This is a genomic window from Flagellimonas hadalis, from assembly GCF_007785775.2.
Taxonomy (GTDB): Bacteria; Bacteroidota; Bacteroidia; order Flavobacteriales; family Flavobacteriaceae; genus Flagellimonas; species Flagellimonas hadalis.
The window spans coordinates 245,323-268,913 of record NZ_VNIK02000004.1 but is presented as its reverse complement, the minus strand read 5'-3'; the positions used below and the strand labels follow the sequence as shown (position 1 = coordinate 268,913).

Annotated in this window: 20 protein-coding genes; 7 read left to right on the top strand and 13 right to left on the bottom strand. The window is 43.7% G+C overall.

The features are described 5' to 3' along the window. Positions 1–98: 98 nt before the first annotated feature. From FOT42_RS08890 to FOT42_RS08880, 3 genes are all read right to left on the bottom strand, one after another. Complete coding sequence (locus FOT42_RS08890; RefSeq protein WP_192938353.1) at positions 99–2,147, bottom strand: putative porin; 2,049 nt, start codon at positions 2,145–2,147, stop codon at positions 99–101. A gap of 114 nt (positions 2,148–2,261) precedes the next feature. Continuing rightward, on the bottom strand, positions 2,262–3,653 hold the full coding sequence (locus tag FOT42_RS08885) for a RagB/SusD family nutrient uptake outer membrane protein (protein ID WP_151890213.1): 1,392 nt from the start codon (positions 3,651–3,653) through the stop codon (positions 2,262–2,264). 4 nt (positions 3,654–3,657) lie between these two features. Continuing rightward, the gene (locus tag FOT42_RS08880; RefSeq protein WP_226789834.1) at positions 3,658–6,711 is read right to left on the bottom strand and encodes a SusC/RagA family TonB-linked outer membrane protein; all 3,054 of its coding nucleotides are present in this window, start codon (positions 6,709–6,711) and stop codon (positions 3,658–3,660) included. Between the two features lie 232 nt (positions 6,712–6,943). Between FOT42_RS08880 and FOT42_RS08875 the strand changes: the two genes are divergently transcribed. From FOT42_RS08875 to FOT42_RS08860, 4 genes are all read left to right on the top strand, one after another. Beyond that, positions 6,944–7,540: a ribonuclease HII gene (locus tag FOT42_RS08875; RefSeq protein WP_151890212.1), complete on the top strand. Its 597-nt coding sequence runs from the start codon at positions 6,944–6,946 to the stop codon at positions 7,538–7,540. A 29-nt stretch (positions 7,541–7,569) separates the two neighbouring features. After that, on the top strand, positions 7,570–10,020 hold the full coding sequence (locus tag FOT42_RS08870) for a ribonuclease HII (protein WP_151890211.1): 2,451 nt from the start codon (positions 7,570–7,572) through the stop codon (positions 10,018–10,020). Positions 10,021–10,136: 116 nt separating this feature from the next. Continuing rightward, positions 10,137–11,459 carry an OmpA family protein gene (locus tag FOT42_RS08865; protein WP_151890210.1) on the top strand — a complete coding sequence of 441 codons (1,323 nt, stop codon included), beginning with the start codon at positions 10,137–10,139 and terminating at the stop codon, positions 11,457–11,459. Between the two features lie 15 nt (positions 11,460–11,474). Then, positions 11,475–12,167: a TapB family protein gene (locus FOT42_RS08860; RefSeq protein ID WP_151890209.1), complete on the top strand. Its 693-nt coding sequence runs from the start codon at positions 11,475–11,477 to the stop codon at positions 12,165–12,167. A 117-nt stretch (positions 12,168–12,284) separates the two neighbouring features. Here the strand turns inward: FOT42_RS08860 and FOT42_RS08855 are convergent, their stop codons facing one another. The 10 genes from FOT42_RS08855 to FOT42_RS08815 all read right to left on the bottom strand — a co-directional run bounded on the left by FOT42_RS08855 (position 12,285) and on the right by FOT42_RS08815 (position 19,975). Beyond that, positions 12,285–13,397 (bottom strand): porin, encoded by a 1,113-nt coding sequence (locus FOT42_RS08855; RefSeq protein WP_151890208.1) that lies wholly within the window; start codon positions 13,395–13,397, stop codon positions 12,285–12,287. An 11-nt stretch (positions 13,398–13,408) separates the two neighbouring features. Then, on the bottom strand, positions 13,409–14,077 hold the full coding sequence (locus tag FOT42_RS08850; RefSeq protein WP_151890207.1) for a potassium channel family protein: 669 nt from the start codon (positions 14,075–14,077) through the stop codon (positions 13,409–13,411). A gap of 24 nt (positions 14,078–14,101) precedes the next feature. Next, complete coding sequence (locus FOT42_RS08845; RefSeq protein WP_226789833.1) at positions 14,102–15,661, bottom strand: TrkH family potassium uptake protein; 1,560 nt, start codon at positions 15,659–15,661, stop codon at positions 14,102–14,104. A gap of 23 nt (positions 15,662–15,684) precedes the next feature. Next, on the bottom strand, positions 15,685–16,005 hold the full coding sequence (locus tag FOT42_RS08840) for a hypothetical protein (protein ID WP_151890206.1): 321 nt from the start codon (positions 16,003–16,005) through the stop codon (positions 15,685–15,687). A 289-nt stretch (positions 16,006–16,294) separates the two neighbouring features. Beyond that, on the bottom strand, positions 16,295–16,972 hold the full coding sequence (locus FOT42_RS08835; protein WP_151890205.1) for a response regulator: 678 nt from the start codon (positions 16,970–16,972) through the stop codon (positions 16,295–16,297). Continuing rightward, positions 16,965–17,474: a sensor histidine kinase gene (locus FOT42_RS18285; protein WP_226789832.1), complete on the bottom strand. Its 510-nt coding sequence runs from the start codon at positions 17,472–17,474 to the stop codon at positions 16,965–16,967. The genes FOT42_RS08835 and FOT42_RS18285 overlap by 8 nt, the downstream gene beginning before the upstream one ends. A 26-nt stretch (positions 17,475–17,500) precedes the next feature. Then, positions 17,501–18,046 carry a DUF4118 domain-containing protein gene (locus FOT42_RS18280; protein ID WP_226789831.1) on the bottom strand — a complete coding sequence of 182 codons (546 nt, stop codon included), beginning with the start codon at positions 18,044–18,046 and terminating at the stop codon, positions 17,501–17,503. Between the two features lie 276 nt (positions 18,047–18,322). Beyond that, on the bottom strand, positions 18,323–19,039 hold the full coding sequence (lipB, locus tag FOT42_RS08825) for a lipoyl(octanoyl) transferase LipB (protein ID WP_151890204.1): 717 nt from the start codon (positions 19,037–19,039) through the stop codon (positions 18,323–18,325). Positions 19,040–19,071: 32 nt separating this feature from the next. After that, complete coding sequence (locus FOT42_RS08820) at positions 19,072–19,809, bottom strand: hypothetical protein (protein ID WP_151890203.1); 738 nt, start codon at positions 19,807–19,809, stop codon at positions 19,072–19,074. Positions 19,810–19,819: 10 nt separating this feature from the next. Continuing rightward, positions 19,820–19,975, bottom strand: coding sequence for a YqaE/Pmp3 family membrane protein (locus FOT42_RS08815; RefSeq protein ID WP_072883040.1), 156 nt, complete (start codon positions 19,973–19,975; stop codon positions 19,820–19,822). 94 nt (positions 19,976–20,069) lie between these two features. On the opposite strand from FOT42_RS08815, the gene FOT42_RS08810 reads away from it, so the two are divergent. From FOT42_RS08810 to lysS, 3 genes are all read left to right on the top strand, one after another. Further along, positions 20,070–21,116, top strand: coding sequence for a response regulator transcription factor (locus FOT42_RS08810; protein ID WP_151890202.1), 1,047 nt, complete (start codon positions 20,070–20,072; stop codon positions 21,114–21,116). Between the two features lie 99 nt (positions 21,117–21,215). Continuing rightward, positions 21,216–21,758 (top strand): thioredoxin family protein, encoded by a 543-nt coding sequence (locus FOT42_RS08805; RefSeq protein WP_151890201.1) that lies wholly within the window; start codon positions 21,216–21,218, stop codon positions 21,756–21,758. 64 nt (positions 21,759–21,822) lie between these two features. Continuing rightward, on the top strand, positions 21,823–23,514 hold the full coding sequence (gene lysS, locus FOT42_RS08800; RefSeq protein ID WP_151890200.1) for a lysine--tRNA ligase: 1,692 nt from the start codon (positions 21,823–21,825) through the stop codon (positions 23,512–23,514). Positions 23,515–23,591: the final 77 nt, after the last annotated feature.

Genomic DNA, 23,591 nt, shown 5'->3' with positions numbered 1-23,591 from the left:
CTCCACAAAATGTTTTACAGTATTTTTTTGAAATAAAATTCCATAAAAATGTAAGTGCTTGTTTTTCAACATTGACATTATCCAGAACACTAAAATTTTTATGAAAAGAAATTCCAAACCAATCCAAATCGTATCACAAAATCACGATAGGGGTAGTTGGGCGCAGAATAATAATTGGGCTCGGAAAAGATGGAATTCAGATGTTCCGCCTTCAAATAAATCCTTGTTTGCCGCACTTTGGCATTTATAAAAACATCCAATAACGGATATGCACCAAATTCTTCATTGTTCTGTATGTAAAACTCCCCCAACAATGGATTGTAGGCGTCCATATTGTAGGCGGTAAAATATTTGAAGGTGATGCCTGTCTGCAAGAACATCGCCTTTTTGAACACATCACTGGAAAAATATAGTGTGTTCCTTGTCACCAATTCGGGCAGGTTCAACACCTGGTTGTCTTGTGTAACATTCTGGTACATGACCGTGTTCATGAGTGCCCACTTACGCCATTTGAGCTCCTTGGTGTATTTCAATTTTAGGTGGTTCACCGTACCGGATTCTTGAAACGGTCGCACGAATGCCGTTTCCTGCGCATTGTCCATTTGCTCCTGCGTGGCCGTTGAAGCGAAATAGGTATAATTGCCCAGAGTACTGTACTGTCCCTCCAAAAGTCCGTAGTTCTTTGTTTCGAAACTGAATTTGATGGTCTTGGCCCTTATGTTTTCAAAAGTGTCATTGTTCTGCCAATTGAAGTTTCTGTAATCACTTTGGTACAGCAGGTAGTTAAAATTGGGCATGCGCGAGGATACATTTATAGCGCCTGTAATGACATAATCATCATTTATCCTGTAACGGGCCATTCCGTCAAAGTTATTGCCCGTAAGCTCACCCGAAACTGTGTAATTGATATTTCCTTTCAAAAACAAAGGCCCTATCCTATTGGAGTAGGCCCCACCGACCGATATTTCCTGTCCATCCAATTTGTTCTGGATGGTTTCCTCTTCGGTAATCAGCAAACTGTTGAAATAATAGTTGTAATTGTATAGGGCAATATTCCCGGACAATTTCCCCAAGGTCTTGTTCGAAAATTCCACACTCCCCTTGTTGTACATGGTCTTTAATCTTGCCCTATCCTCAATAGGCACTTGGAAGGGATCTTCCCCAAGGGAAATGTGCGGGGTCGTTTGGACAAAATCGTAGAGCTTGGTCTCATAGGCAAATTCATGGCCTAGGGCCAAAGTTGTGGGGTCCGTATCGGTGGAATCCTTTTTATGGTTGACCAGTTTGAGCTTATGATCGAAAAAATAGCGCTTGCCCAGTATACGGTTCTCGGCATTGGTGTAGCGAAGATCGATTCTTGCCCGATCCTGAAAATCGTCCTCTCCATCTTCAAACTGGCTTCTATCCAGTAGCCCTCCACTCTCCTCATCTTCGAGTTCCTGCGCGGCAATATGCCCCCTAAGACCATATCTTCCATTTTGGGTCTCGTAATTGAACGTGACCCTGAACTTGCCATCCTGGGCCTGCTCATACCTATATTTTCCCAAGGAACGAAATCCTGTATACGCTATGGACGCGTTGAACTTTCTAGATAGATTGAATGTGAGCAACGCATCCAAAAACTGCCCCTGTTCCATTGTTGTCTTGAACATGAGCTCCGTCATAGGGGTAGGGACATTATAATAGGTAATGTCTTCCTTTTCAAAATAACCCATGTTCTTTGCCTCGGCCCCGATCCTTGGATAGTATGAAACAGTCGAGAAATCCCTGCCCAGCTCATTGTACTGTTGCCCCATATTGGCAAAGGGCATGAGTTCAAAATCGTCTTTTCGAAGGTAGTTGTACTTGTATTCCTTACGAATGGTGAGTGTGGTATCCAAGGAAGTGGTATCCCTCTGGTATGAAATGAGCTTATAATCCTTTATGGAAACAGAGTCTGTTTGCAAGGTCTGTGGCGGACCACTTTTCAATTTTGGCTTTGTTGTCCTTGTGGAATCTATCCGTACAGAATCCATTTGTTTTACCCCCAATGCGTCAGCTGGTGCCACTTTTATGGAATCCACCTCTTTTTGGGGAGGGAGGGAGTCTTGTTGTGCGGATAAAGTATGCCCCAATAAAAAGAGTAGGGTAAAAATCAGAAATTTCATTCCATGGTATTGGTCCGACAAAGGTAAAAGTTTTGTTTTTAAAGAAATGTGAAAAGTTCTTCCATAAAAAAAGCCCCCAAATATTGGGGGCTTTTACTTTTTCACACAACCGGATTAATATCCTTCGTTAGGCTCCATATTTGAATTTGCATTCAATTCTCCAATAGGTATTGGGTATGCAAACAAATTATTTGGATACGATTGTGTACCCAAAAGGTTTTGGATAGTACCCCAATATGGTACATCCATACCTGTTCTCATCATATCATCAAAACGGAAACCTTCGAACATAAGCTCTTTGCGGCGCTCCAAAAGAATATTGTCTTTAGTCGCAGAAACGTATGGTGTGGCACCTCTATTGCTTGTGATCAAATTCAATTGCGTAAGCGCATCACCTCCTGTTTCCAACAACGCCTCTGCATAATTAAGGACTACCTCTTCATATCTAAAAAGTGGGATGTTGTCCGCTCCAACAGGGGTGTCCGGGTATTTGCCCATGTTACGGAGACGGGTTCCCCCATCTTGATATCCCAAAATGTCTATACGCACATCAGTAGCTTCAAAAAGGTCAATCACATCATCAACCACTTGCAAGTCTCCATAACCCCCAGGGGCATCGGCTGGATATCTGTATATGTATGAAAGCGCATTGGGTCCTTGATTATCTGCTTCACTAAAGGCCAATTCGAAAAGCACATTGGCCCCTCCATCTGATTTCCAGCTATCCACAAAAGATCCTGCAGGTATAATGGAATACATTCCAGAGCCAATAACTTCTTCAGAAGCCGAAACAGCACGGTCCCAGTCACCAAAATAGACAGCCACACGAGCTTCCAAAGCTTTGGCCACAAACTTAGACACTATGGTTTTTGAGGAGTCATAACTGGAATCCATCATACCGAAAGCCGTTTGAAGATCGTTATAAATAGCTGTCTTCACTTCATCGATTGTATTTCTGGACGGATATAAGTCCTCTCCTTTGAATTCAGTTACGATGGGCACACCAAGATTTCCGCCTTCCGCATGTTGCTGACCATATACACGAAGCAAATCGTAATGCGCAAGGGCACGCAAAATCAATGCAGCACCTTGAAGATGTTGACCATACGCTTGATCTCCTTCAAGAGTTGTCACGTCAGTATTGATAATGACATTGGCATTTGCTATTACTTCGTAAGCCTCTTCCCACATAAATCCGGTATTTGAATTGTATTCAAATTCACCTTGAGTGGTGAACCTACCTGAATTACCATTGGAGAAACAATTATCCGAACGCACCTCATTGGTAGCGATCATATCTCGTCCGTAATAACCTGCACCAGTCAGTACATTGTGGGCGCCTTTCAAAATACTGTAAAGATTGTCCACTTTTGTTATACTTCCCTCAGCATTCTTACTTTGTGCAAGGGTTGGATCTAAACTATCCGTAGTACAGGCCACCAGCATACTTAGTACTGCTACTACTGACAGTATATATTTGAACTTATTTGTCATTCTTTTTCTCATCTTCTTAGAAATTAATATTTACACCTAAGGAAATTGAACGAGCTGGAGGTGTTTCAAGCCCGATCTCACCTGGATCAACTGTTCCATTCTGACTATCCACGTCCACTTCTGGATCATACAGTAGGTTATCATCTTTCACCCAAGTCAGTAAGTTATTTCCTCTTACAAAGAACCTAAGTTTGGTCAAACCAACATTTTCCAATGCCTTGGAAGGCACATCATATCCAACCGTAAGTGCACGTAAACGGATAAAATCAGCATCGTACAAAAACTTGGAATGTCTCTGCCATGGTTCCCCACCTGTTGTTGGAGCTCCATAACGAACATTGTCCCCAGGCTGTTGCCAACGATCCAACAAAGTGTTGTATCCATTATATACCGTCAGGGGATATCCATTATTTTGGTGCAAGTAAAGATGCCATCCCTCATATACTTTATGTCCACCTGCATAATAACCTGTGGCATTCAAGAAAAAGCCTTTATAAGAAAAGTTCAGGTTAAGACCAGCTGTAGTAGTAGGTACTGCATTACCTCCTTGAAATACTGCCTCGGCATCATTGAAATTGTTAGTAGTGGCACCATCAACTCCATTTACATACCACTCTTCTTGGCCTGTATCTGGGTTTACACCGGCCCAAGTAGGCATATACCATGCATAGGCAGGATGCCCAGATTCGATTCTGGTCCTAACTGTGGTGATAGTACTTTCCACTCCATTGGGGTCGGTAGGCAATTTGGTGATCTCGTTCTTGACCTTGGATATGTTCCCTCCCAAACTAAGGCTCATGTCATCATTATTGATGATGTTAAAGTTGATATCAACTTCAAAACCTTTGTTGTTCAGCTCACCGATGTTCTGTATTTGACTTGTAAAACCAGTAGTTCTTGAAAGTGGAACTTGCAATAAAAGATCTTTGGAATCTCTATTAAAATAGGCAAAGCTACCACTTACCGCATTGTTGAATAGGCCAAAGTCCACACCTACATCCAATGTATGGGAGGTCTCCCAAGTCAAATCTTCATTTCCGAAAGTAGACAAGTACCCAGCTCCCTCTCCTGCGTAGTCATTGGAAAAACCAATCAGGGATTGGAATTGGTTGGTATCGATAAGGGCATTACCTGTAACACCATATGAACCACGTAACTTAAGGGCATTGATCCATTCGGAATCAGCCAAAAAGCTCTCCTTGTTCAAGTTCCAGGCCGCACCCACGGACCAGAAATTACCCCAACGATTTTTCTTGCTAAAACGGGAATTTCCTTCCCTTCTGTAGGACAAATCCAGTACATAGCGACTATCAAAAGCAGAGTATTTCACCATTCCCAGATATGCACCAACATACCAATCGTTGAAAGACGAATTTATGGAAGTAGGAGTTCCCAAGTTATCAAGGTTCTGAAGGCCTCCATCGGCAAAGCTCTGCCCAGCGCCTCCAACGAAATAACGACGGTTTGCCTGATATTCCTGCAATACCTTAAAGTCAAACCTATGATCTTCGTTTAACTCCAGTGCGTAATCCAAGTAATTTTGGAACACATAGAAAACATTGGTTCTATCATATTGGCTTGCATCCCCACTGGTTGGCTCACCATAACCATATTCAGGATTGGAATATGTCCTGAAGTTGTACAATTGCAAATCCACATTGAATGTGGAACCAAAAGTGAAGCCCTTGGCGAAATCCCAAGTCACATTGTTATTGGTCACAATACGTGTCAACCTGTTATCGCTCACATTATTTTCCACCAAATAAAGTGGATTTGGCGTTGATCCCCCAAACTGGTTTGGCGTACCATCAGGATTGAAAGGAGTAAGCAAAGGCGAAAGGAAAAACTTCGCTGTCCTTGGACTTTCAAAATAAGCACTGGTTTCCAAATAGGCATCCTGATACATATGGGAAGCCTGGTTGTTAGTGGAAAAAGTTATGTTTTTCGTCAAATCCTTTGAAAAGTTAAGAGACCCTGAGATCCTTTCAAATTCAGACCCCACTACAGTAGCCTCTTGCTGCATATATCCCAATGATGCGAAGAAGGTATGTCCTTCCCCACCTCCTGATGCAGAAAAGCTATGCTGTTGGATTATCGCATCACGATTGGCAACAGCCCTGTCCCAACGAGCTTCAGGACGACCATTCGCATCCCACTCAGCATAAGGTCCGGCCAGAAGTGCATCCATGGCGTCCTGCTTGGAACCGAAAATACCGTCATTGAAATAGGCCTCAGATGCAAGTTCCAAACGTTGTGCGGCTGTCAATGGCACAGGACCTGTTATGGCATCGTTTTGAAACCCATAGCTGCTGTTTATACTGAATACAGTCTTTCCAGCACGCCCACTTTTTGTGGTTATCAAGATTACACCGTTAGAATCTCTCGCACCATATTGGGACGTAGCAGAAGCATCTTTCAGTACCGTGATAGACTCAATATTGGTTTGGTCAATACCGGCTAGAGCAGACAGCGAAGAATAAGCACCGTCTGTCCCTACGCTACCGCTGTTTACTGGAACACCATCAATCACATACAAAGGCTCGTTACCGGCTGTGACTGAGCTAATACCTCTAATACGAATGTTTGCCGTTGATCCTGGCGTACCCGAAGTAGCAGATACCGTTAGACCAGAAACATTCCCCTGTAAGGCTTGGTCCACAGAAGGAGTGATTATCTCCCCCAATTTTTCCGAATCAACCTTTACAACAGAACCAGTAATGTCCGAACGCCTCTGTGAGGTGTAACCAGTCACGACGACTTCCTCCAAGGCCTGTGCGTCCTCTTCCATCTGCACATTCACAGTTGTAGAAGTCCCAACTGTTCTTTCCACGGTCTTTTGCCCAATGTAGCTAAAGCGCAACACTTGGCCCTCACTTGCAGAAATAACATAATTACCGTCAAAATCCGTCTGTGTTCCACTTGAGGTTCCAACGACCACAATAGATACACCAGGAAGTGGCAAACCGCCTTGGTCCGTCACGCTACCTGAAATTGTTTTCTCTTGTCCGTAAGAGAAAGACATGCAAAGCACCAAGAAGGGTGCTAGCATCCATGCTAACTTAGCTCTCATTTATTTCATTTTTTGAATTAGTCGAGCCAAAAATCAATATAAAAAGTTAATATTCAAAAAAATTAACAGGTTAAAAGATGCTAGTGAAAAAGGAGTCTTATCACTATTTTTCTTAAAATTAACACATTAACCAACCACACATAGCTGTTTATCAGTATTGTAAGAAAATTTTTAACAAATTATTTATAAACATGTCATTTATTAATGAATTTATGTTAATTATTTAAGGCATATGTTAAAATCTTATTACAAAGATATTTTTGAAGCTGGAACGGACGAAGCCGGAAGGGGCTGTTTGGCCGGTCCGGTCACCGCCGCCGCCATCATTCTACCCGAAGGATTCTCGAACAGTACCCTCAACGATTCCAAGCAGTTATCCCATTCCAAACGTGATATTTTAAGGGAAATTCTGGAACACGAAGCAGTTTCTTTCTCCGTATGCCACGTATTTCAGGAGGAGATCGATGAGATCAACATCTTGAACGCCTCCTTTTTGGCCATGCACCGTGCACTGGATTCCATGGCCAAAGTCCCTTCCTTCATATTGGTGGACGGGAACCGTTTCAAACCCTACCCGAACATTGACCATGAATGCATTGTGAAGGGTGATGGGAAATATATGAGCATAGCCGCTGCATCCATACTTGCCAAAACCCATAGGGACGAATACATGGCCAAGATCCATGAGGAATTCCCCATGTACAACTGGAAAAAGAACAAGGGCTACCCCACCAGGGAGCACCGGGAAGCCATAAAAGAATACGGAATCAGTCCCTATCATAGAAAAAGCTTCAGACTACTCGCCGAACAATTGACTCTGGATATTTAAAAATCCTAACTTTGTTTGAAACTTCGGCAATGAGATTTAAGATTTGGTTCTGCTTGCTCAGCGTTTTGGCCCTTTCATGTACAAAGGAGGTCAAGACCAAGGATTCACTTTTGGAACACCTCCCCCCTGACCCCACATTGGTCATCAAAATCCAAAACCTCTCCAATTTCAAAAGCGAGTTGAAGAACAACTCCTTTTTGACGAACATCAAGGGGCTTTCCCCTTATGAGGGGCTTGGGGGTAAACTGGACAATCTGGGATATGTATCGACCAAAGCGACCTGTCTTTTGGCCCTATATGAGGTAGGAAAGGACAATTATGACTTTGTCATGGTCGCCCCGAACCATCCCGACATCTTTGATCTGGAAAAAGTGACGGACAAGACTGTTGAGACCTTGACCTACCAGAACACCTCCATTGTCAAATATACCCTCGGCTCAAATGAGATCTATAGCCTGTCCGAAGGCAAAGAGCTTGTAATGGCCTCTTCCCTGTTGCTCATGGAGAATATGATCCGTACCAAAGACGCCAATCCCATCAACCCGACCTTACGAAGGTTATACGGGACCACATCCCCCAACAAATCGGCCACATTTTTCCTTAACTTGAACGAAAACCCTTCCCTGCTTTCGGTCAAAGAAGACAAAACCAAAAAACCGTTGTCCGAATGGGTTTCTTTGGACTTTAGTGCAAATTCTGATAGGGTGAGCCTCAACGGCATCGCCATGGCACCGGATTCCACCAAAAATTTCATCAACCTGTTCAAAGGGACATCACCATTGGCCAACAAAACGCCCCAGTATGCTCCCATGAACACCCAAGCGTTGATTTCCTATACTTTTGACGATTACCAAGTCTTCGCCAAAAACCAGAATACGTATTTGGACAGGACCAAGGCCGTGGACTCCCTTTTCAACACCATTGAAGAAGTGGGCATCGTTTATCTGAACAACCAAAAAGTGGTAATGCTGAATTCCTTTGGCACCGAAAGCCTCTATGATTTTCTGGACAGTGGCAAGACCTCTTCCGATGCCTATCAGGGAAGCGAGATCTTGGGGGTACAGGACAAAAACTTTCTGACAGGAGCATTTGCGCCATTGGTCAAGGACTTTGAATCCAACTTCTGCACCATCTTGGAAAATAGTTTCATCTTCGCGCAGGACATAGAACCTTTGCAAACGGTCATCAGCAATTACAAAAGTGGTGCCTCCTTCACCAATTCCACCGTGTACAAAACGGCAAAGGCACCGTTGGCCAATGAGTCCAGTATCCTATTTATATCGGATGGCTCCGGTGTCGATTTTTTTGCCGAACAGGACTTGGCACCCGAAATGTCCGAATCCATTAAAAAAGTAGACTTGGACGAATATGCCATTGCCTCGCAACTTGTGTCGGATACCGATTTTGCGCATTTCAACATATTGGCCTCAAAAATTGGTGCGGTACAGGAAAGCAATACGGTCTCCCCGCTGTTCACCTTGGAGTTGGATACCGACCTGGCCCTAGATCCACAGTTCGTGAAGAACCACAGGACCAACAAACAGGAAATTGTGGTCCAGGACCAGAACAATGTCCTTTACCTGATCTCAACAGAAGGCAAGGTCCTTTGGACCAAACAACTGGACGGTCGCATCCAAGGATCTATCCAGCAGGTGGACATCTACAAGAACGGAAGGTTGCAATTGGCCTTCTGTACCAATGACCAATTTATGATCGTGGACCGCAATGGGGAAGTTGTACCTCCTTTCAAAATCGATTTTGAAGGCGGCAACCTAAATCCTTTGGCCGTTTTTGACTATGACGGTCGAAAGGACTATCGCTTTGTCATTACCCAAGGGAAAAAGGTGTTCATGTACAACAACCAAGCGAAGATTGTCAGTGGTTTCACCTTTACGGAAGCACCGAGTACTATTTTGGGCGCACCGAAGCATTTCCGGATGGCCAACAAGGATTATTTGGTCTTCAAACTCGAGGACAATACCTTAAAGGTATTGCATCGTACCGGCAGCGAACGGATCAAGATTGCTGAGAAGATCAATTTTTCCGCCAACGAAGTATACCTATATAAGAACAAATTCTCGGTGACCAATACGGATGGCGTCCTGCACCAGATAGATACGAAGGGGCAACTGACCGCGACCAATTTCAATATGAACAAGGACCATGGTATGTATGCCACCAGCAACACCCTCGTGTTCATGGACGACAATGTCCTTAGTATCAGGGGCAAGAAAGTGGAACTGGAACTGGGCGTCTATTCCAAACCCAAGATCTTTTATATCCATGACAAGATCTATGTGAGCGTGACCGACATCCAGAACCAAAAAATATACCTCTATGACAGTCAAGCGGAACCCATTGCCGGTTTTCCCGTATATGGTAGCTCGGCCATGGACCTCACGGATATGGACAATGACAAAAAACTGGAATTGGTGGCCAAGGACCAAGGCAATTCATTGATAGTCTATAAATTGAACTGAGCCAAAACAACCCATACAATTCTACATACAACCCATACATTTTCAGGGGAACAAACACTGTTTTTTAGTATTTTTCTCGGGAATTTTTTTTAAACCGAACTAAAAAACACTATTGAATGAAAACTTCCAACAAGCCTCTCTACTGCTTGATCATAGCACTGATGGCAGGGGCAAGTATGAATGCTCAATTTCTTAAAAAACTGGCCAAAAAGGCCGAAAGTGCCGCGGAACGCACCATAGAGCGCCGCGTGGAAAATGAAACCTCCAAAAAAACAGACCAGGCGCTGGACAGCATCTTGGAACCGGGATCAGGCGATAAGAAGGCCCCGGACACCAACCCACCGGACAACGACAACCCTTCCAATACCAATTCAGGCAACGTGGGCAACCCTAGTACAGGAAAATCTGGACAGCCAGCCGCCAAATCCATCACCGTTTACAGCAAATTTGATTATGTGCCCGGGGACAAACTTTTGTTCTTCGATGATTTCGCCAATGACTTTATCGGAGACTTTCCTTCCAAATGGAACACCAACGGCGGCGGTGAGGTGGTCACCACGGACCAGTCATCCCAAAAATGGTTGAAACTCATTCCTGGCTACAGCATCTATTATCTTCCCAACATCCCCGACCTGCCCGAGGAATACACCATTGAATTTGATCTTTTGACCAATGGCATTGACGGCCAAACCTCGTCAACAGCAGGCATGGAAGTACTTTTGAGCGATGACAAAAACTTTGAAAAGGGAGACCATCACGTTGAGGCTTTCATCCCCGTAGGCCAATATGCCCTGTTCAGCATCGGATTGAGAAACTACATTCGCGGAGAGGGATCCCCCATTAACAGCGATGTAAGGTCAGATATCCGGGAAGCAGTGCTCAACCAGCCCCATATCTCCATTGCGGTGAACAAGGCCAGGTTCAGGCTTTGGGTGAACGAGATAAAATATGTGGACATTCCCAAAATGGTCCCAGAGCACAAACTCACCTCTTTGAAGTTCAACGTGAACGGCATTAAAGATGGCAAGGAACAGATCTTTATCAGCAACCTCAAAGTGGCCGAAGGCGGTGTGGACCTTCGCAGAAAACTCATTTCCGAAGGAAAGGTCTCCACCAACGGCATTCTTTTTGACGTGGGCTCGGCCAACATCCAGCCCCAGTCCATGGGCATCATCCTTCAGATATCCCAAGTATTGAAACAAGAGACTGCCATGAAACTCAACATTGTGGGCCACACAGATTCCGACGGTTCGGATGAGAGCAACCTCAAACTTTCCAAAGAGCGGGCCGAAGCCGTTAAAAATGCCTTGGTATCGGTTTACGGCATTTCTTCCGACCGCCTGAGCTCTGAAGGCAAAGGGGAAAGCACCCCGGTCGAGGACAACAGCACCCCTGCAGGAAAAGCCCAGAACCGAAGGGTCGAATTCATTAAAATCTAAATAAAAAACCAAAACATGAAACATTATTTTCTCTTGCTTGCCGCCCTATGCTTTACGGTCGGAACGACCGTAGCGCAATCCAGTTGCAGCCAATATTACCCTTTGGTGGAAGGAACCTCCCTACAGTACACCAACTATGACAAAAAAGGAAAGGAAGAAGGCCAGATGGATTACAAGGTCACCAATGTGAACGAATCGGGCGATACCGTTTCCGCAACCATGGTCATGGAAATTTCGGATCAAAAAGGGAACACTTTTTCCTCTGATTACGATATCACCTGTGATGGAAATGTGGTCCGTATTGATTTTAAGTCCCTGATGAACGAGCAGATGCTCAGCCAAATGGGTGAAATGGAAATGGACATCACCGGAACCGATGTGGAACTGCCCAACAATCTATCCGTTGGCCAAGAACTGCCCGACAGCAATGTGAACGTAAAAATGAAAATGGGCGGTGTGATGAACATGAACATGGACGTGGAGACCATCAACCGAAAGGTGGAAAAACAGGAAAGTGTGACCACTCCTGCAGGCACATTTGACTGTTACGTGATCTATAGTGAAACCCGCACCAAGATGATGATGTCCAACCAAACGATGCCATCGCGTGTATGGCTGGCCGAAGGTGTGGGCATGGTAAAGCAGGAATCCTATAACAAAAGTGGCAAACTGATGGGCAGTTCTGTACTGACGCAGCTCAGTAGGTAACATCCGATACTATTGAAACAAAAAAACCGGGGTGCGAGCCTCGGTTTTTTTGTTTTTATGGTAGAGCATTTATCGGTTAAGTATAAGCATAATCCGGGGTGATGGCTTTAGCTTGGATTATTTGTTTACTGATTCCGCAAATTTTATGGCTATCGATGTTCCGATAATGAAATTATTGTTTGTCATATTGCTTTTGGTCTCAAAAATATCGTCCTGACTGTTAAGCCATCGCCCTTCTAAGCGGCAAACGATGTTGTGGTTTGGCGCATAGTCGATATTCAAGGAAACTCCAGTGGTTTGGAAACCGTTCATAGTTTCTGTAGGGATTATGATTCCTGTTTTATCTTGATAGTATTCTGCTCTGATAGCGGTTCTCCAATTGTTGCCAATAGTATATTGTCCAATAATGACAGGGCTCAACCAAAAGTCGTAAACGGTACTGTTTTTTGTTCTCTGTTGAGTTCCAATGTCAAAACCTGCTATTAAACCAAACTTTTCGGTTAGTTGGAATTGACCGTAAAAATTATTGAAATATCGCATTCTTCTTGTGGTATCTGGGTCGTCAGTTCCAATAAATGTGCTCCAATTTAAAATGACTTTATCCGTTGGGCTGTAGTTCACTTGTGTTCCAAATGATGGTAATGAATTGCCTTCCAATCGTTGAATACGTTGCCAACCATTCACAATCAATGCTGCTATTTCCCATTTGTCATTTGGGTTAAAGGTCAGTTTTGCCCCTGTTAAAAAATAAGGTGAGTTTTCAGCCAAAAGTGAGCGGGTCAACGTCATATTGTCCATTGAAATGGCACTTTCAAAACCAATGTGGGATGGCAAAACGCCTGCATCGATCCAGAGATTATTTTTCATATTCAGTGAAATGCCAATATTCGCTTCAAAGATATTTTTCAAAACACCTGGCTCTGCAGCATAATTGTCGTTGGCATACGTCCCAGTTTGCAAGGCAAAGTTGGCCCGGTATTTTGAATGCCCTACTTCCAATTTTACAAGTCCCAAATTCAAATTGAACTCATTATGTCGGTTATGGTTGAACAAAAATGGTTGCCGTTCTGTGCCTTGTGTTTCATTAGAATCATAGACATAAAAAATATCTGCAAAACCCGAAATGCCCAATTGTGGTTTTTGCTGCCAGGTGCTATCAACTTGTGCCGATATGCTTGAATTATAAAATAGCAGCGCGACAAGTATATGGAACCGCCAAATCTGTTTCATCTACCATGGTTTTAATTTTGCTTCCCAAACAGATTTGATACTTCTGTTACTTTTTTACGTTGTGATAGCACCACAACAATGTCCGATATTTCTATTTTGGTTTCGCCTTCGGGAATGATGATTTGATTGTTTCTTTTAATCAAAATAATGCGTGAATCGGATGGTAAAATTCTTTGTTTGTTCAACTCCTTGATCAACCTGTCGGCAATTTTAGAATCTTTTTCCACCCCCATTTCCATTAATTCATAACCATCTCCCAGGTCTAAAAACTCTTTTACATTGGGTCCCTGAACTGCTCTGTAAAGGTATCTTCCGTTCAATCGATAAGGGCTCTCCACTGTATCGGTCCCCAGTTGTTCAAAAACTGATAAATGTTCTTCATTGTTGACAGAACACACCAAACGATTGACACCCAATTGCTTCGCCAACAAAATAACCAAAGAATTTACCGCATCATCATTAGTGGTGACAATGATGGCATCCGCTTTTTCTGCATTGGCTTCTTTTAGGGCCTCAATACTGGTCGCATCTGCGTGGATAACCACACAGTCAAAATTAGAAGCGACCCTATCGGCTGTTTCTTTGTTTTTTTCAATCACAAAAACATCGTGATTGTCTTTAACGGCTGCTTCGATGACATGTTTTCCGGTTCTTCCCGAACCAATAATGATGATGTGCATAATTTTACTTTTTATCTTTATCTGTTAAACAATTTTTGGTTTCGTGCCATAAAACAGGACTCTCAATAAAACCAAAATGGGTATGATTTCTATTCTTCCTGCCCACATTTGTATGATGTAAATACCTTCTAGAATTGGATCCATGCTCGGGTCTGTGATACCTGAACTTAACCCAACAGTACCTTGTGCGGAAGCTGATTCAAAAATGGCATCTGCCAAGGTGAAGTCTCCCGGCATAAAATACACGGTAAATAATGTGGACACAAAGACAAACAAGATGTACATGAGTGTGAAGATTCCCGCTCTGGATAATTCCGAACTCATTTCTTCAGGAAGCAATGTTTTATTGTCAAAACGCACTGACTTTATGGTGCTTTTGGATAAAAACAGTTTGTTGATATGCCATTTTAATCCTTTTTGTAGCAATAATGCCCTAATGATTTTAATCCCTCCAACAGTTCCACCGGCGGACCCTCCAACAATCATTGCACAAGCCACGATAAACAATACGGACAAATCGTCCCACCCACCAATGTTGGAGGTTTGCCAACCTGTGGTCGTCAATGCACTGACAAACTGAAACATCCCTTCCCTGAACGGGTTTGAAACCAATTCGGAGTTCATTAAAAATAGAGATAACACCACACCACCGACTATGGAAGCAATGATCATGGCACGGGTTTGAATGTCTTTCCATAGTTCATCCAATTTTCGTTGGAACAGAAACCTATAAAAGAACGGAATGGAGAATCCACCCAAGAGCATAGGCAGGATAAACAATATATCCATTTTGGCGGATTGATACCCAGCAATACTATCATCAAGGGTACTGAACCCGCCAGTGGACTGGCCTGTCATAGCGTGGTTGATGGCATCAAAAATGTTTTCGGATAAGGGGTAGTTGGGCAATATGAAGTAGGTGCCAATGGCAATGTAAACAAACATTGAGAAAGTTACTACCACATATACTTTCCAAATCGCTCGTGCAGTTTCAATGACATTCGTTCGCAATTTAGTGCCACTGGCTTCTGAACCGTAAAGTTGCATGGCTCCTTGACCAGGCAGGTGTCTAAAAATTGCCAATGCCATGACTATAAATCCTGCGCCCCCGACCCATTGCGAAAAAGACCGATAGAACAAAATTGCCTTACCCACCGAAGGTTCATTATAGGCCATCGTCAGACCTGTGGTGGTAAAGGCACTGGTACTTTCAAAAAGACAGTGCAAAGGGTTCCTGAAATTCAATAAACTTGAGGTATAATCCATTCCAGTAGGCACAAACTGTTGCATTACTTCTATAGGAGTGATAAGAGCGATAATGTAATAAGGAATAGCTCCGAAAACCATTATCATCAGCCAACCTATGGCGGCTATGGCGAGCGAGTGTTTTTCTTTGGGCTCTTCTGTATTTTCAAAAAGTCTGTAAACCAAATACCCCAATAATGCGGTGAATGCTCCTGCAATAAGGAAACCTATCAGCGAATACCACTCTTGGTAAATGATGGCAAGTATGGATGGGACCAGCATTACCAATCCCAAAATAATCTGAAGGCTTGCTAGCTGTTTTATAAAAGTTTTGTACATAGTTCAAATGGTTCGGGCAATAGTTAATGATTGATGGAGGCTTCTTCTATAAGTTTGGCCAGGTGCGTTTGAAGATTGGAAAGCTGAGCAATTATTTTCTCCTTGCCCTCAATGGGTATTTGGATGTCTTCGTAGAGTTGTTTGGTCAATTTCACGGCTTCTATATAATTGGATACCTTTTCTTGAAATTCCGTTGGGTTTTGTGCACTCAAGAACCATTTCAGACCTTTTTTCACTTCTTCATTGCACCGAAACATATTCTTTGCGCTGCGAGGATGGTCTTGCTCATACAGTCTTGAAAATTCAACGACATCAAAGGAAACCTGAACAATCACATCTGCCATTTTCTTCGTAATTGGGAATTCACCATTCATATGTTATCAACTTTGGAAATGGAAAAATTGGAAATAGAGATAACTGGCAACTCCCAAAACCATCATCACAATTGTGGGGATGATCAGATGTTTGGTTTCCTTATACCAATCTTGAACAGATTTATAAGGCCTGCTTTCGTTTTCATCACAGAAAAAACCCCATTTCATCCCTTTTTATTTTTTTACAATACAAAGGTCAGACGGGAGCGATAAGCAAAAAATCAAGGATTGGTAGGTCTACGTAAAGATTTTATAAAGACTATTGAAAGCGATAACCAACACCGCTTTCCGTGATGATGTGTTGTGGATTATTGGGGTTTTCTTCAATCTTCTTGCGCAGGGTGCCAACAAAAACCCGTAAATATTGTGTTTCGGTTTGATAGCTGTAACCCCAGATCTCTTTCAAAAGATATTGATGTGTGAGGACCTTACCTTCATTTTTGGCGAATAAAGCCAATAAATTATATTCGGTAGAGGTAAGTTTTATGGCTTCATTGCTTCGTTTTACAATTCGGGCGACCAAATCAATTTCAATGTTCCCACAAGAAATGACCGGGCTATTTTCGGTATTCTGACTTCTTTTGACTGCTGAACGAATTCTTGCCAACAGTTCGCCTGTGCGGAAAGGCTTGGTCAAATAGTCGGTCGCGCCATTGTCCAGGGCCGAAACAATATCAGTTTCATTGTCCTGAACCGAAAGTATGATGATGGGTCTGTTATACCATTCCCGTAGTTCTTGTAAAATTTCATGACCACTTTTATCCGGCAATCCAATATCGAGCAAAATTAAATCAGGTGGATGGCTGGCCGATAACATCAAACCTTCTTTTCCCGTACTTGCCTGAACTACCTTATAATCATTGCTCTCCAAGTTTATCTGAAGCAATTTTCTGATTTGCGGTTCATCATCTATGATCAGTATTTCTGCTTTATTCATTTTCCAAATTGGTGTTTTTAGAAAATTCGCATGGAATTTTGATTGTAAACTTGGCGCCACCTTCTTTTAGATTGTCTAAAAAAATTTTACCGTTCATTGCTTCTGTAAATCCTTTTACTATAGAAAGCCCTAAGCCTGTTCCGCCCGTGGCAGTTTGGTTGAGGCGATAGAATTTGTCAAAAACAAAATCAATTTCATTTTTTGGAAACCCTTTACCATTGTCAGATACTTCCATAAAACAATGGGTCAGATTATGGTCCAATTGAATGGTGATGGTTGAATTTTTAGGGGTATGCTGAAGTGCATTGTGTATGAGGTTAAAAAGAATTTGCTCCGTTAGGCCACTATCGATTTTCACCAACGGCATATTTTCTTTTTGCAGGAATACAATCTTGTGATGTTGTGCATCATTTTCATTATCCTTGATGGCAGAAAACACAAGTTCATTTAAATCGCACCAATCCATTTTTGGCTGAATAAATCCTGCTTCAAGCCTGCTCATTCCCAAAAGGTTTTCGACCTGTCTATTTAATCGAAAACTGGCAATCTCAATTTCCCATACAATTCATTCCGATTGTTTTCAGAAAGCTGGGTCTGGTTTTCCTTAATAGTGTCAATTGAACCAATTATTGTAGAAATGGGCGTTCTCAATTCGTGAGAAAGTGAATTGAGTAAGGTATTATAGAGTTTTATGGATTTTTCCTTTTCTTCTTGGTCTCTTTCTTTTTGTTCAAATTTTCGGATTTGATAGGTTAGAACTGCATTTATAATGGCAATAACAAAGTACATCAAAAACAACAGTGCATCTTCGGCAGTTCCAATATGTAATGTGAATGTGGGGGGAATGAAAAAAAAATTCCAAATCAATGCACTCAATAGTGAAGAAAGCAGTACTGGGAAAATATCAAATAATATGGCATTGACGGACACTACCAAGAGCAAGATAAGGGCGACCGCTTTATAACCAACAATGTCTATCGAAAAAAAACATAGAATTGAAGTCAACACAATAAGCAGAACACATATTATGTACTGATTTTTCTTGCTGTATTTTCTTGTTCTCAGTAATTCCACATTTTTTGTACAAAATTAATGATGCAGTTATAAAGATTTTGTAAAGATGTCCTTCATTCGAACGTGGCAAGTTTAATCCTATTGGTTTTTTTGAGTTGGATCTGTGTGCTAAAAAAAACCAAGTGTGCCAATGAACGTGGGGTTTCAATATAACGGCCCAATTACTAAGCCAAACGTCGTTTTAATGGCACTTTAGCGACAGATAAGTGAAGTTAAGCTAGAAAAAAATAAAATGTCTCCATCAATTGACAAATGGATAAAAAGTAGATAAGAAAACTAAACTCCCGCCTTCTCCCTGACCAGTTCCGCTTCAAAAAGAGTGGAAAAGTGCTTTAGCAGCTTGGCTTTTACTTCCTCGACATTCACCTCTTTCTGGCCCAGTTCCACATTCAGTGAGGTCACGGCCTTATCCCTGATGCCGCAGGGGATCATCAGGTCAAAATAGCCCAGGTCGGCGTTCACGTTGAGGGCAAAACCGTGCATGGTCACCCAGCGGCTCGCACGCACGCCCATGGCGCAGATCTTTCGGGCAAAGGGAGTGCCCACATCCAGCCACACCCCAGTCTCCCCTTCGGAACGTTCAGCCTTCAGGCCATATTCCGCAAGGGTCAGGATCACCATTTCCTCCAAAAACCGCAAATATTTATGGATGTCCGTAAAAAAGTTGTCGAGGTCCAGAATGGGGTAGCCCACAATCTGCCCGGGGCCGTGGTAGGTAATGTCCCCTCCCCTGTTGATCTTGTAAAACGTGGCACCCTTGGCCTCCAGGGCCTTTTCGTCCACTAACAAATTGCCCATGTCCCCACTCTTGCCCAACGTATAGACGTGTGGGTGCTCCACGAACAGAAAATGGTTCGGGGTCTCCAGTCCGGCAGCCTCTCGTCGGTTTCGGATCTTGGTGTCCACAATGTCCTTGAAGAGGGTCTCTTGGTAATCCCAGGTTTCCTTATAATCCTTATGGCCGAGGTCCTGTAGGGCAACTTTCTTGTTCATCCCACAAAGATACGAAGCCCTGTGGAGGAAAACTAGTCCTCCAACTCCACCTCAAGATCTAGCAAGGAAGGGTTCTTCATCAGCTCCAGGAAACTGACCTCATAGATCAAAGTTTTCCCGTCGACACTGAAGGTAGCCTCCTCCAAGGTGGTGGATTTTACCCTTTTGGGGAAATGGTATTTGAGCGTATAGGTTGATCCCGAAAGGAACATCTCCGCGCCCTGCAAGCTGTCCATGCTCTGCTGGAAAAGTGCTTGGTCCACGATTTTGGCCGTGCGGGTAAACTTGTTCTTGGCAAATGTGTAGTTCACCTCGGTGGATTGTTCCGATGCAGGGACGGGCGTTGGCTGTTGGGTCTTGTTGGAACCCATCAGGCTGGCCTCTTGAAAGGTGTTGAAGGCATCGTTCATCTCGCTGATGTCGGAAAAGTCACTGAACAGGTCAAAGGTCATCACCTTTTCGTCCGGGTTCATCACCATTCGAAGGTCGAAAGGCTCCAAACGCTTCAACTTGGCCTGCTCTTCCGGCGACAATTGGGCAATACTGTCCTTACGTTCTTCCAACAGTTCCTTGAAGGAGATGATGGAATCCACAGCCTTTTCGTTGGTCTTTGCCATTTCTTCCCCTGCCATTTGCATCAGTTCCGACCCATCAAAATTGATGGACAGTTTGCCCGAACCATCTTCCTTCAAATGGATCTCTTCGGTGAAATTACAGGAAATGGCCAGGCCAAGGATGATGGCCCCGATCAAGATTTGGATTTTTTTCATGGTGGTTTATTTAGTTCGCTTTGTTGAGGATGACCAATGCCCCGATTACACCGGGAACCCATCCGCAAAGCGTCAAAAGTAATACAATAAGGAAAGACCCACAACCTTTCCCGATCACCGAAAGGGGCGGGAAAAATATGGCCAATAAGACACGCCAGAAACTCATGATTTTTGATTTTGATTGATGATACCTATAAGTAGGCATTTTGGGTCTTTTGTTACATAAAACCATTACTTTTAGGAACACTTTTGAACGAACCATGCGTTTTTTTGTCCTAGTCCTGCTTTTTTTGAACACTTCTGCCTTGATGGCCCAATACCATTTTTCTGGGGAGGTTTCCAAGGAAAATGCAGGCAGTCCCATCTATTTGTCAGTGGTGGAGGATTACCGCAAATCGTCCCGCGTGTATCTGGACCAGATCGTGAAGAAGACCACGGTCGACTCCCTGGGCCATTTTCAGTTTGAAGGGAACAATTTGAAAACGGACAACCGTATCTATCGCATCCATGTGGATGGCTGCTCCGAAGAAGGCGCCCAGCATTTTCTGGGGCAGTGCAACAACAGCAAGAGCGTTCTTTTCATTGCCAATAATAAAGATACCGTGCAGTTTCCCACTTCTTTTGAAAACCAGGCCCTCTGTACCATTGCGTCCACCAACCCGAACTCTTCCCTGTTGCTGGAAGTGCAATTGTTGAAGGAGCAAATGGCCTATGACTTTATGGAATATCACAGCGAGGCCAACAAAAAACTGAACCTTGAAAAATGGTTCGATGTCCTCCAGAACTTTGGAAAAATGGCCCAAGAACCACTGGCAGAGCTCTTCATCTATGATTTTTTATCGGACAAAAGGAACGAAACCTATGGTTTCTATCTTCAAAACTTAGGCAGGACGGATTATTACGACCGACTTTCCGAAAGATTGCAATCCGTCTATCCCAATGCCAGTTTCACACAGGAATATCTTGCGGAAATCAGTACGGACCAAGAACTGGCGAACTTCAACAAGCCCAAATCCCTGCAATGGAAATGGCCCGTTCTCATCCTTCTTTTGCTCTCCCTTATGGGCAATGTCTATTTTTTCCTGAACCGAAAAAAAGTGGCCAAGACCAAGGGCAACTCCCTTTTCCAAAGACTCACCCCACAGGAACAGAAGATCGTACAGCTCATCCTGATGGACAAGAGCAATAAGGAGATAGCCACCGAACTTTTCGTGAGCCTGAGCACGGTAAAGACACACATCAACAACCTGTATAAAAAACTGGACATTTCGTCGCGCGAAGAGATTGTCCTCCTCTTCAAAAAATAAATTTCAACCCCCGGTCTAGAACCCATTTCCACCTTCACAAAACGCTTCCAAGCCTCGTTTTTATGGAATTTTCCGGCATAATCATACATCTGGAAAATTATGAAACACGTTTTAACAACACTACTTATGCTATGCATTGCCGTTGTTTCGGCACAAGAATTCAACCAAGAAATCGAACTGGAAAACGGCCAAAAATTATTGGTCGGCAAAATCAATCTGGATGGCCTGCAATCCGAGCCGTATAACAATTGGTTCCACAAGGGCCATAACGACTACACTGTGGACGAGACCATGCTAAACCTGTTCAAAAAGAAAATGGCCAAACACGACATCAAACTCTTTTTGGGTACTTGGTGCGGCGATAGCAAAAGGGAAGTCCCGAGAATGATCAAAATTTTGGAAACGGCCCAGTATCCGATGGACCAACTGGAAATCATAGCTCTCGACCGCCGACAAGACCACTACAAGAAGAGTCCCACGGGCGAAGAAAAAGGGCTGAACATCATCAAAGTCCCAACTCTCATCTTTTTCAAGGACGGAAAGGAGGTCAACCGTATCGTGGAAAGTCCGTTGGAAACCTTGGAGGAGGACATGGCCCAGATCCTCCTAAAAAAGTCCTACACTCCCAATTATGCATATTAAGCCCGGTCAAGGCAGTGAATTAAAGCGCAAAAGTGTAATTTTGCGCTTTAATTTTTTACAGACTATGCAACTATCGGAACAAGAGATCGTTCGAAGGGAAAAATTGACCAAACTCAGGGAAATGGGCATAGACCCCTATCCCGCAGCATTGTATCCTGTGGATGCCACGACCAAGGGCATCAAGAATGATTTTAAGGAAGGGAAAAAGGTGGTGATTTCCGGTAGGTTGATGTCCCGCAGGATCCAGGGCAAGGCATCCTTTACCGAGCTTCAGGACAGTGAGGGGCGCATTCAGGTCTATTTTAACCGTGATGAAATTTGTCCCGGCGATGACAAAGACCTGTACAATGAGGTCTATAAAAAATTATTGGACATTGGTGACATCATCGGTGTGGAAGGCGAACTGTTCACCACCCAAGTAGGCGAAAAAACCGTGATGGTGAAAAATTTCACCCTGCTCAGCAAATCGTTGCGCCCCCTTCCCCTACCAAAGGTAGATGAGGACGGGACCGTGCACGATGCCTTCAACGACCCGGAGCTCCGTTACCGCCAACGGTATGTGGACCTTGTGGTGAACCCCCAAGTGAAGGACACCTTCATCAAAAGGACCAAGATCACCAACAGCATCCGTGAATTTTACAACGCAAAAGGTTATTTGGAGGTGGAGACCCCCATTTTGCAACCTATTCCCGGTGGAGCTGCGGCACGTCCGTTTTTGACGCACCACAACGCGCTGAACATTCCCTTGTACCTCCGTATTGCCAACGAACTGTACCTGAAACGATTGATTGTGGGCGGATTTGACGGTGTATATGAGTTTGCCAAGGATTTCCGCAACGAAGGCATGGACCGCACCCACAACCCAGAGTTTACCGTTATGGAACTCTACGTGGCTTACAAGGATTACAACTGGATGATGGACACCACCGAAAAACTGTTGGAAAAAGTGGCCATCGACGCCACGGGCAGCACCAAAGTGAAGGTTGGTGCACACGATATCGAGTTCAAGGCCCCGTACCCAAGGGTCCCGATCCTGGAAGCCATCAAAATCCATACGGGCCACGATGTGGCGGGCATGAATGAGGGTGAGCTTCGCGAAACGGCCAAAACATTGGGCATTGAGGTGGACGATACCATGGGCGTGGGCAAATTGATCGATGAGATCTTTGGTGAAAAATGTGAGCATCACTACATCCAACCTACGTTTATCATCGACTATCCGAAGGAGATGAGCCCATTGACGAAAGAGCACCGCAACAACCCAAAGCTCACGGAACGTTTTGAGCTGATGGTGAACGGCAAGGAGCTGGCCAATGCCTATTCCGAGCTGAACGACCCCATTGACCAACGGGAACGTTTTGAGGACCAGCTCAAACTCTCCGAAAAAGGGGATGATGAGGCCATGTTCATCGATCAGGATTTCCTCCGTGCTCTGGAATATGGAATGCCCCCAACCTCTGGAATTGGCATCGGGATAGACCGTTTGGTGATGTTGATGACCAACAACTCCTCCATCCAAGAAGTGCTGTTCTTCCCGCAAATGCGCCCTGAAAAGAAAAAAGTGGAGCTTACGGAAGAGGAAAAAATCATCATGGACATTCTAAAACCCGTAGGAGAAATGCCCTTGGCCGAACTGAAGGAAAAGGCAGCACTCAGCGGCAAAAAATGGGATAAGAGTACCAAGGGCCTTGCCAACCATGGGCTTTTGAAAGTGGTGAAAACAGAAGACTCCCTTTTGGCAAAATATGCCGGATAAGTCAAGAAATTTCTACCATAGCCGAACACAAACCCTTGCATTTCAATCTGATGCAGGGGTTTTATTTTTAAAAAAAG

Coding starts and splice junctions, on each gene's coding strand:
- FOT42_RS18285 (WP_226789832.1), bottom strand. CDS start 17,474: ATGAGCAGGCTTGAAGCAGGATTTATTCAGCCAAAAATGGATTGGTGC.
- FOT42_RS08810 (WP_151890202.1), top strand. CDS start 20,070: ATGCGTTTTTTTGTCCTAGTCCTGCTTTTTTTGAACACTTCTGCCTTG.
- FOT42_RS08835 (WP_151890205.1), bottom strand. CDS start 16,972: ATGAATAAAGCAGAAATACTGATCATAGATGATGAACCGCAAATCAGA.
- FOT42_RS08885 (WP_151890213.1), bottom strand. CDS start 3,653: ATGAGAAAAAGAATGACAAATAAGTTCAAATATATACTGTCAGTAGTA.
- lysS (WP_151890200.1), top strand. CDS start 21,823: ATGCAACTATCGGAACAAGAGATCGTTCGAAGGGAAAAATTGACCAAA.
- FOT42_RS08865 (WP_151890210.1), top strand. CDS start 10,137: ATGAAAACTTCCAACAAGCCTCTCTACTGCTTGATCATAGCACTGATG.
- FOT42_RS08855 (WP_151890208.1), bottom strand. CDS start 13,397: ATGAAACAGATTTGGCGGTTCCATATACTTGTCGCGCTGCTATTTTAT.
- FOT42_RS08815 (WP_072883040.1), bottom strand. CDS start 19,975: ATGAGTTTCTGGCGTGTCTTATTGGCCATATTTTTCCCGCCCCTTTCG.
- FOT42_RS08890 (WP_192938353.1), bottom strand. CDS start 2,147: ATGAAATTTCTGATTTTTACCCTACTCTTTTTATTGGGGCATACTTTA.
- FOT42_RS08875 (WP_151890212.1), top strand. CDS start 6,944: ATGTTAAAATCTTATTACAAAGATATTTTTGAAGCTGGAACGGACGAA.
- FOT42_RS08860 (WP_151890209.1), top strand. CDS start 11,475: ATGAAACATTATTTTCTCTTGCTTGCCGCCCTATGCTTTACGGTCGGA.
- FOT42_RS08805 (WP_151890201.1), top strand. CDS start 21,216: ATGAAACACGTTTTAACAACACTACTTATGCTATGCATTGCCGTTGTT.
- lipB (WP_151890204.1), bottom strand. CDS start 19,039: ATGAACAAGAAAGTTGCCCTACAGGACCTCGGCCATAAGGATTATAAG.
- FOT42_RS08845 (WP_226789833.1), bottom strand. CDS start 15,661: ATGTACAAAACTTTTATAAAACAGCTAGCAAGCCTTCAGATTATTTTG.
- FOT42_RS08880 (WP_226789834.1), bottom strand. CDS start 6,711: ATGAGAGCTAAGTTAGCATGGATGCTAGCACCCTTCTTGGTGCTTTGC.
- FOT42_RS08840 (WP_151890206.1), bottom strand. CDS start 16,005: ATGGCAGATGTGATTGTTCAGGTTTCCTTTGATGTCGTTGAATTTTCA.
- FOT42_RS08820 (WP_151890203.1), bottom strand. CDS start 19,809: ATGAAAAAAATCCAAATCTTGATCGGGGCCATCATCCTTGGCCTGGCC.
- FOT42_RS08850 (WP_151890207.1), bottom strand. CDS start 14,077: ATGCACATCATCATTATTGGTTCGGGAAGAACCGGAAAACATGTCATC.
- FOT42_RS08870 (WP_151890211.1), top strand. CDS start 7,570: ATGAGATTTAAGATTTGGTTCTGCTTGCTCAGCGTTTTGGCCCTTTCA.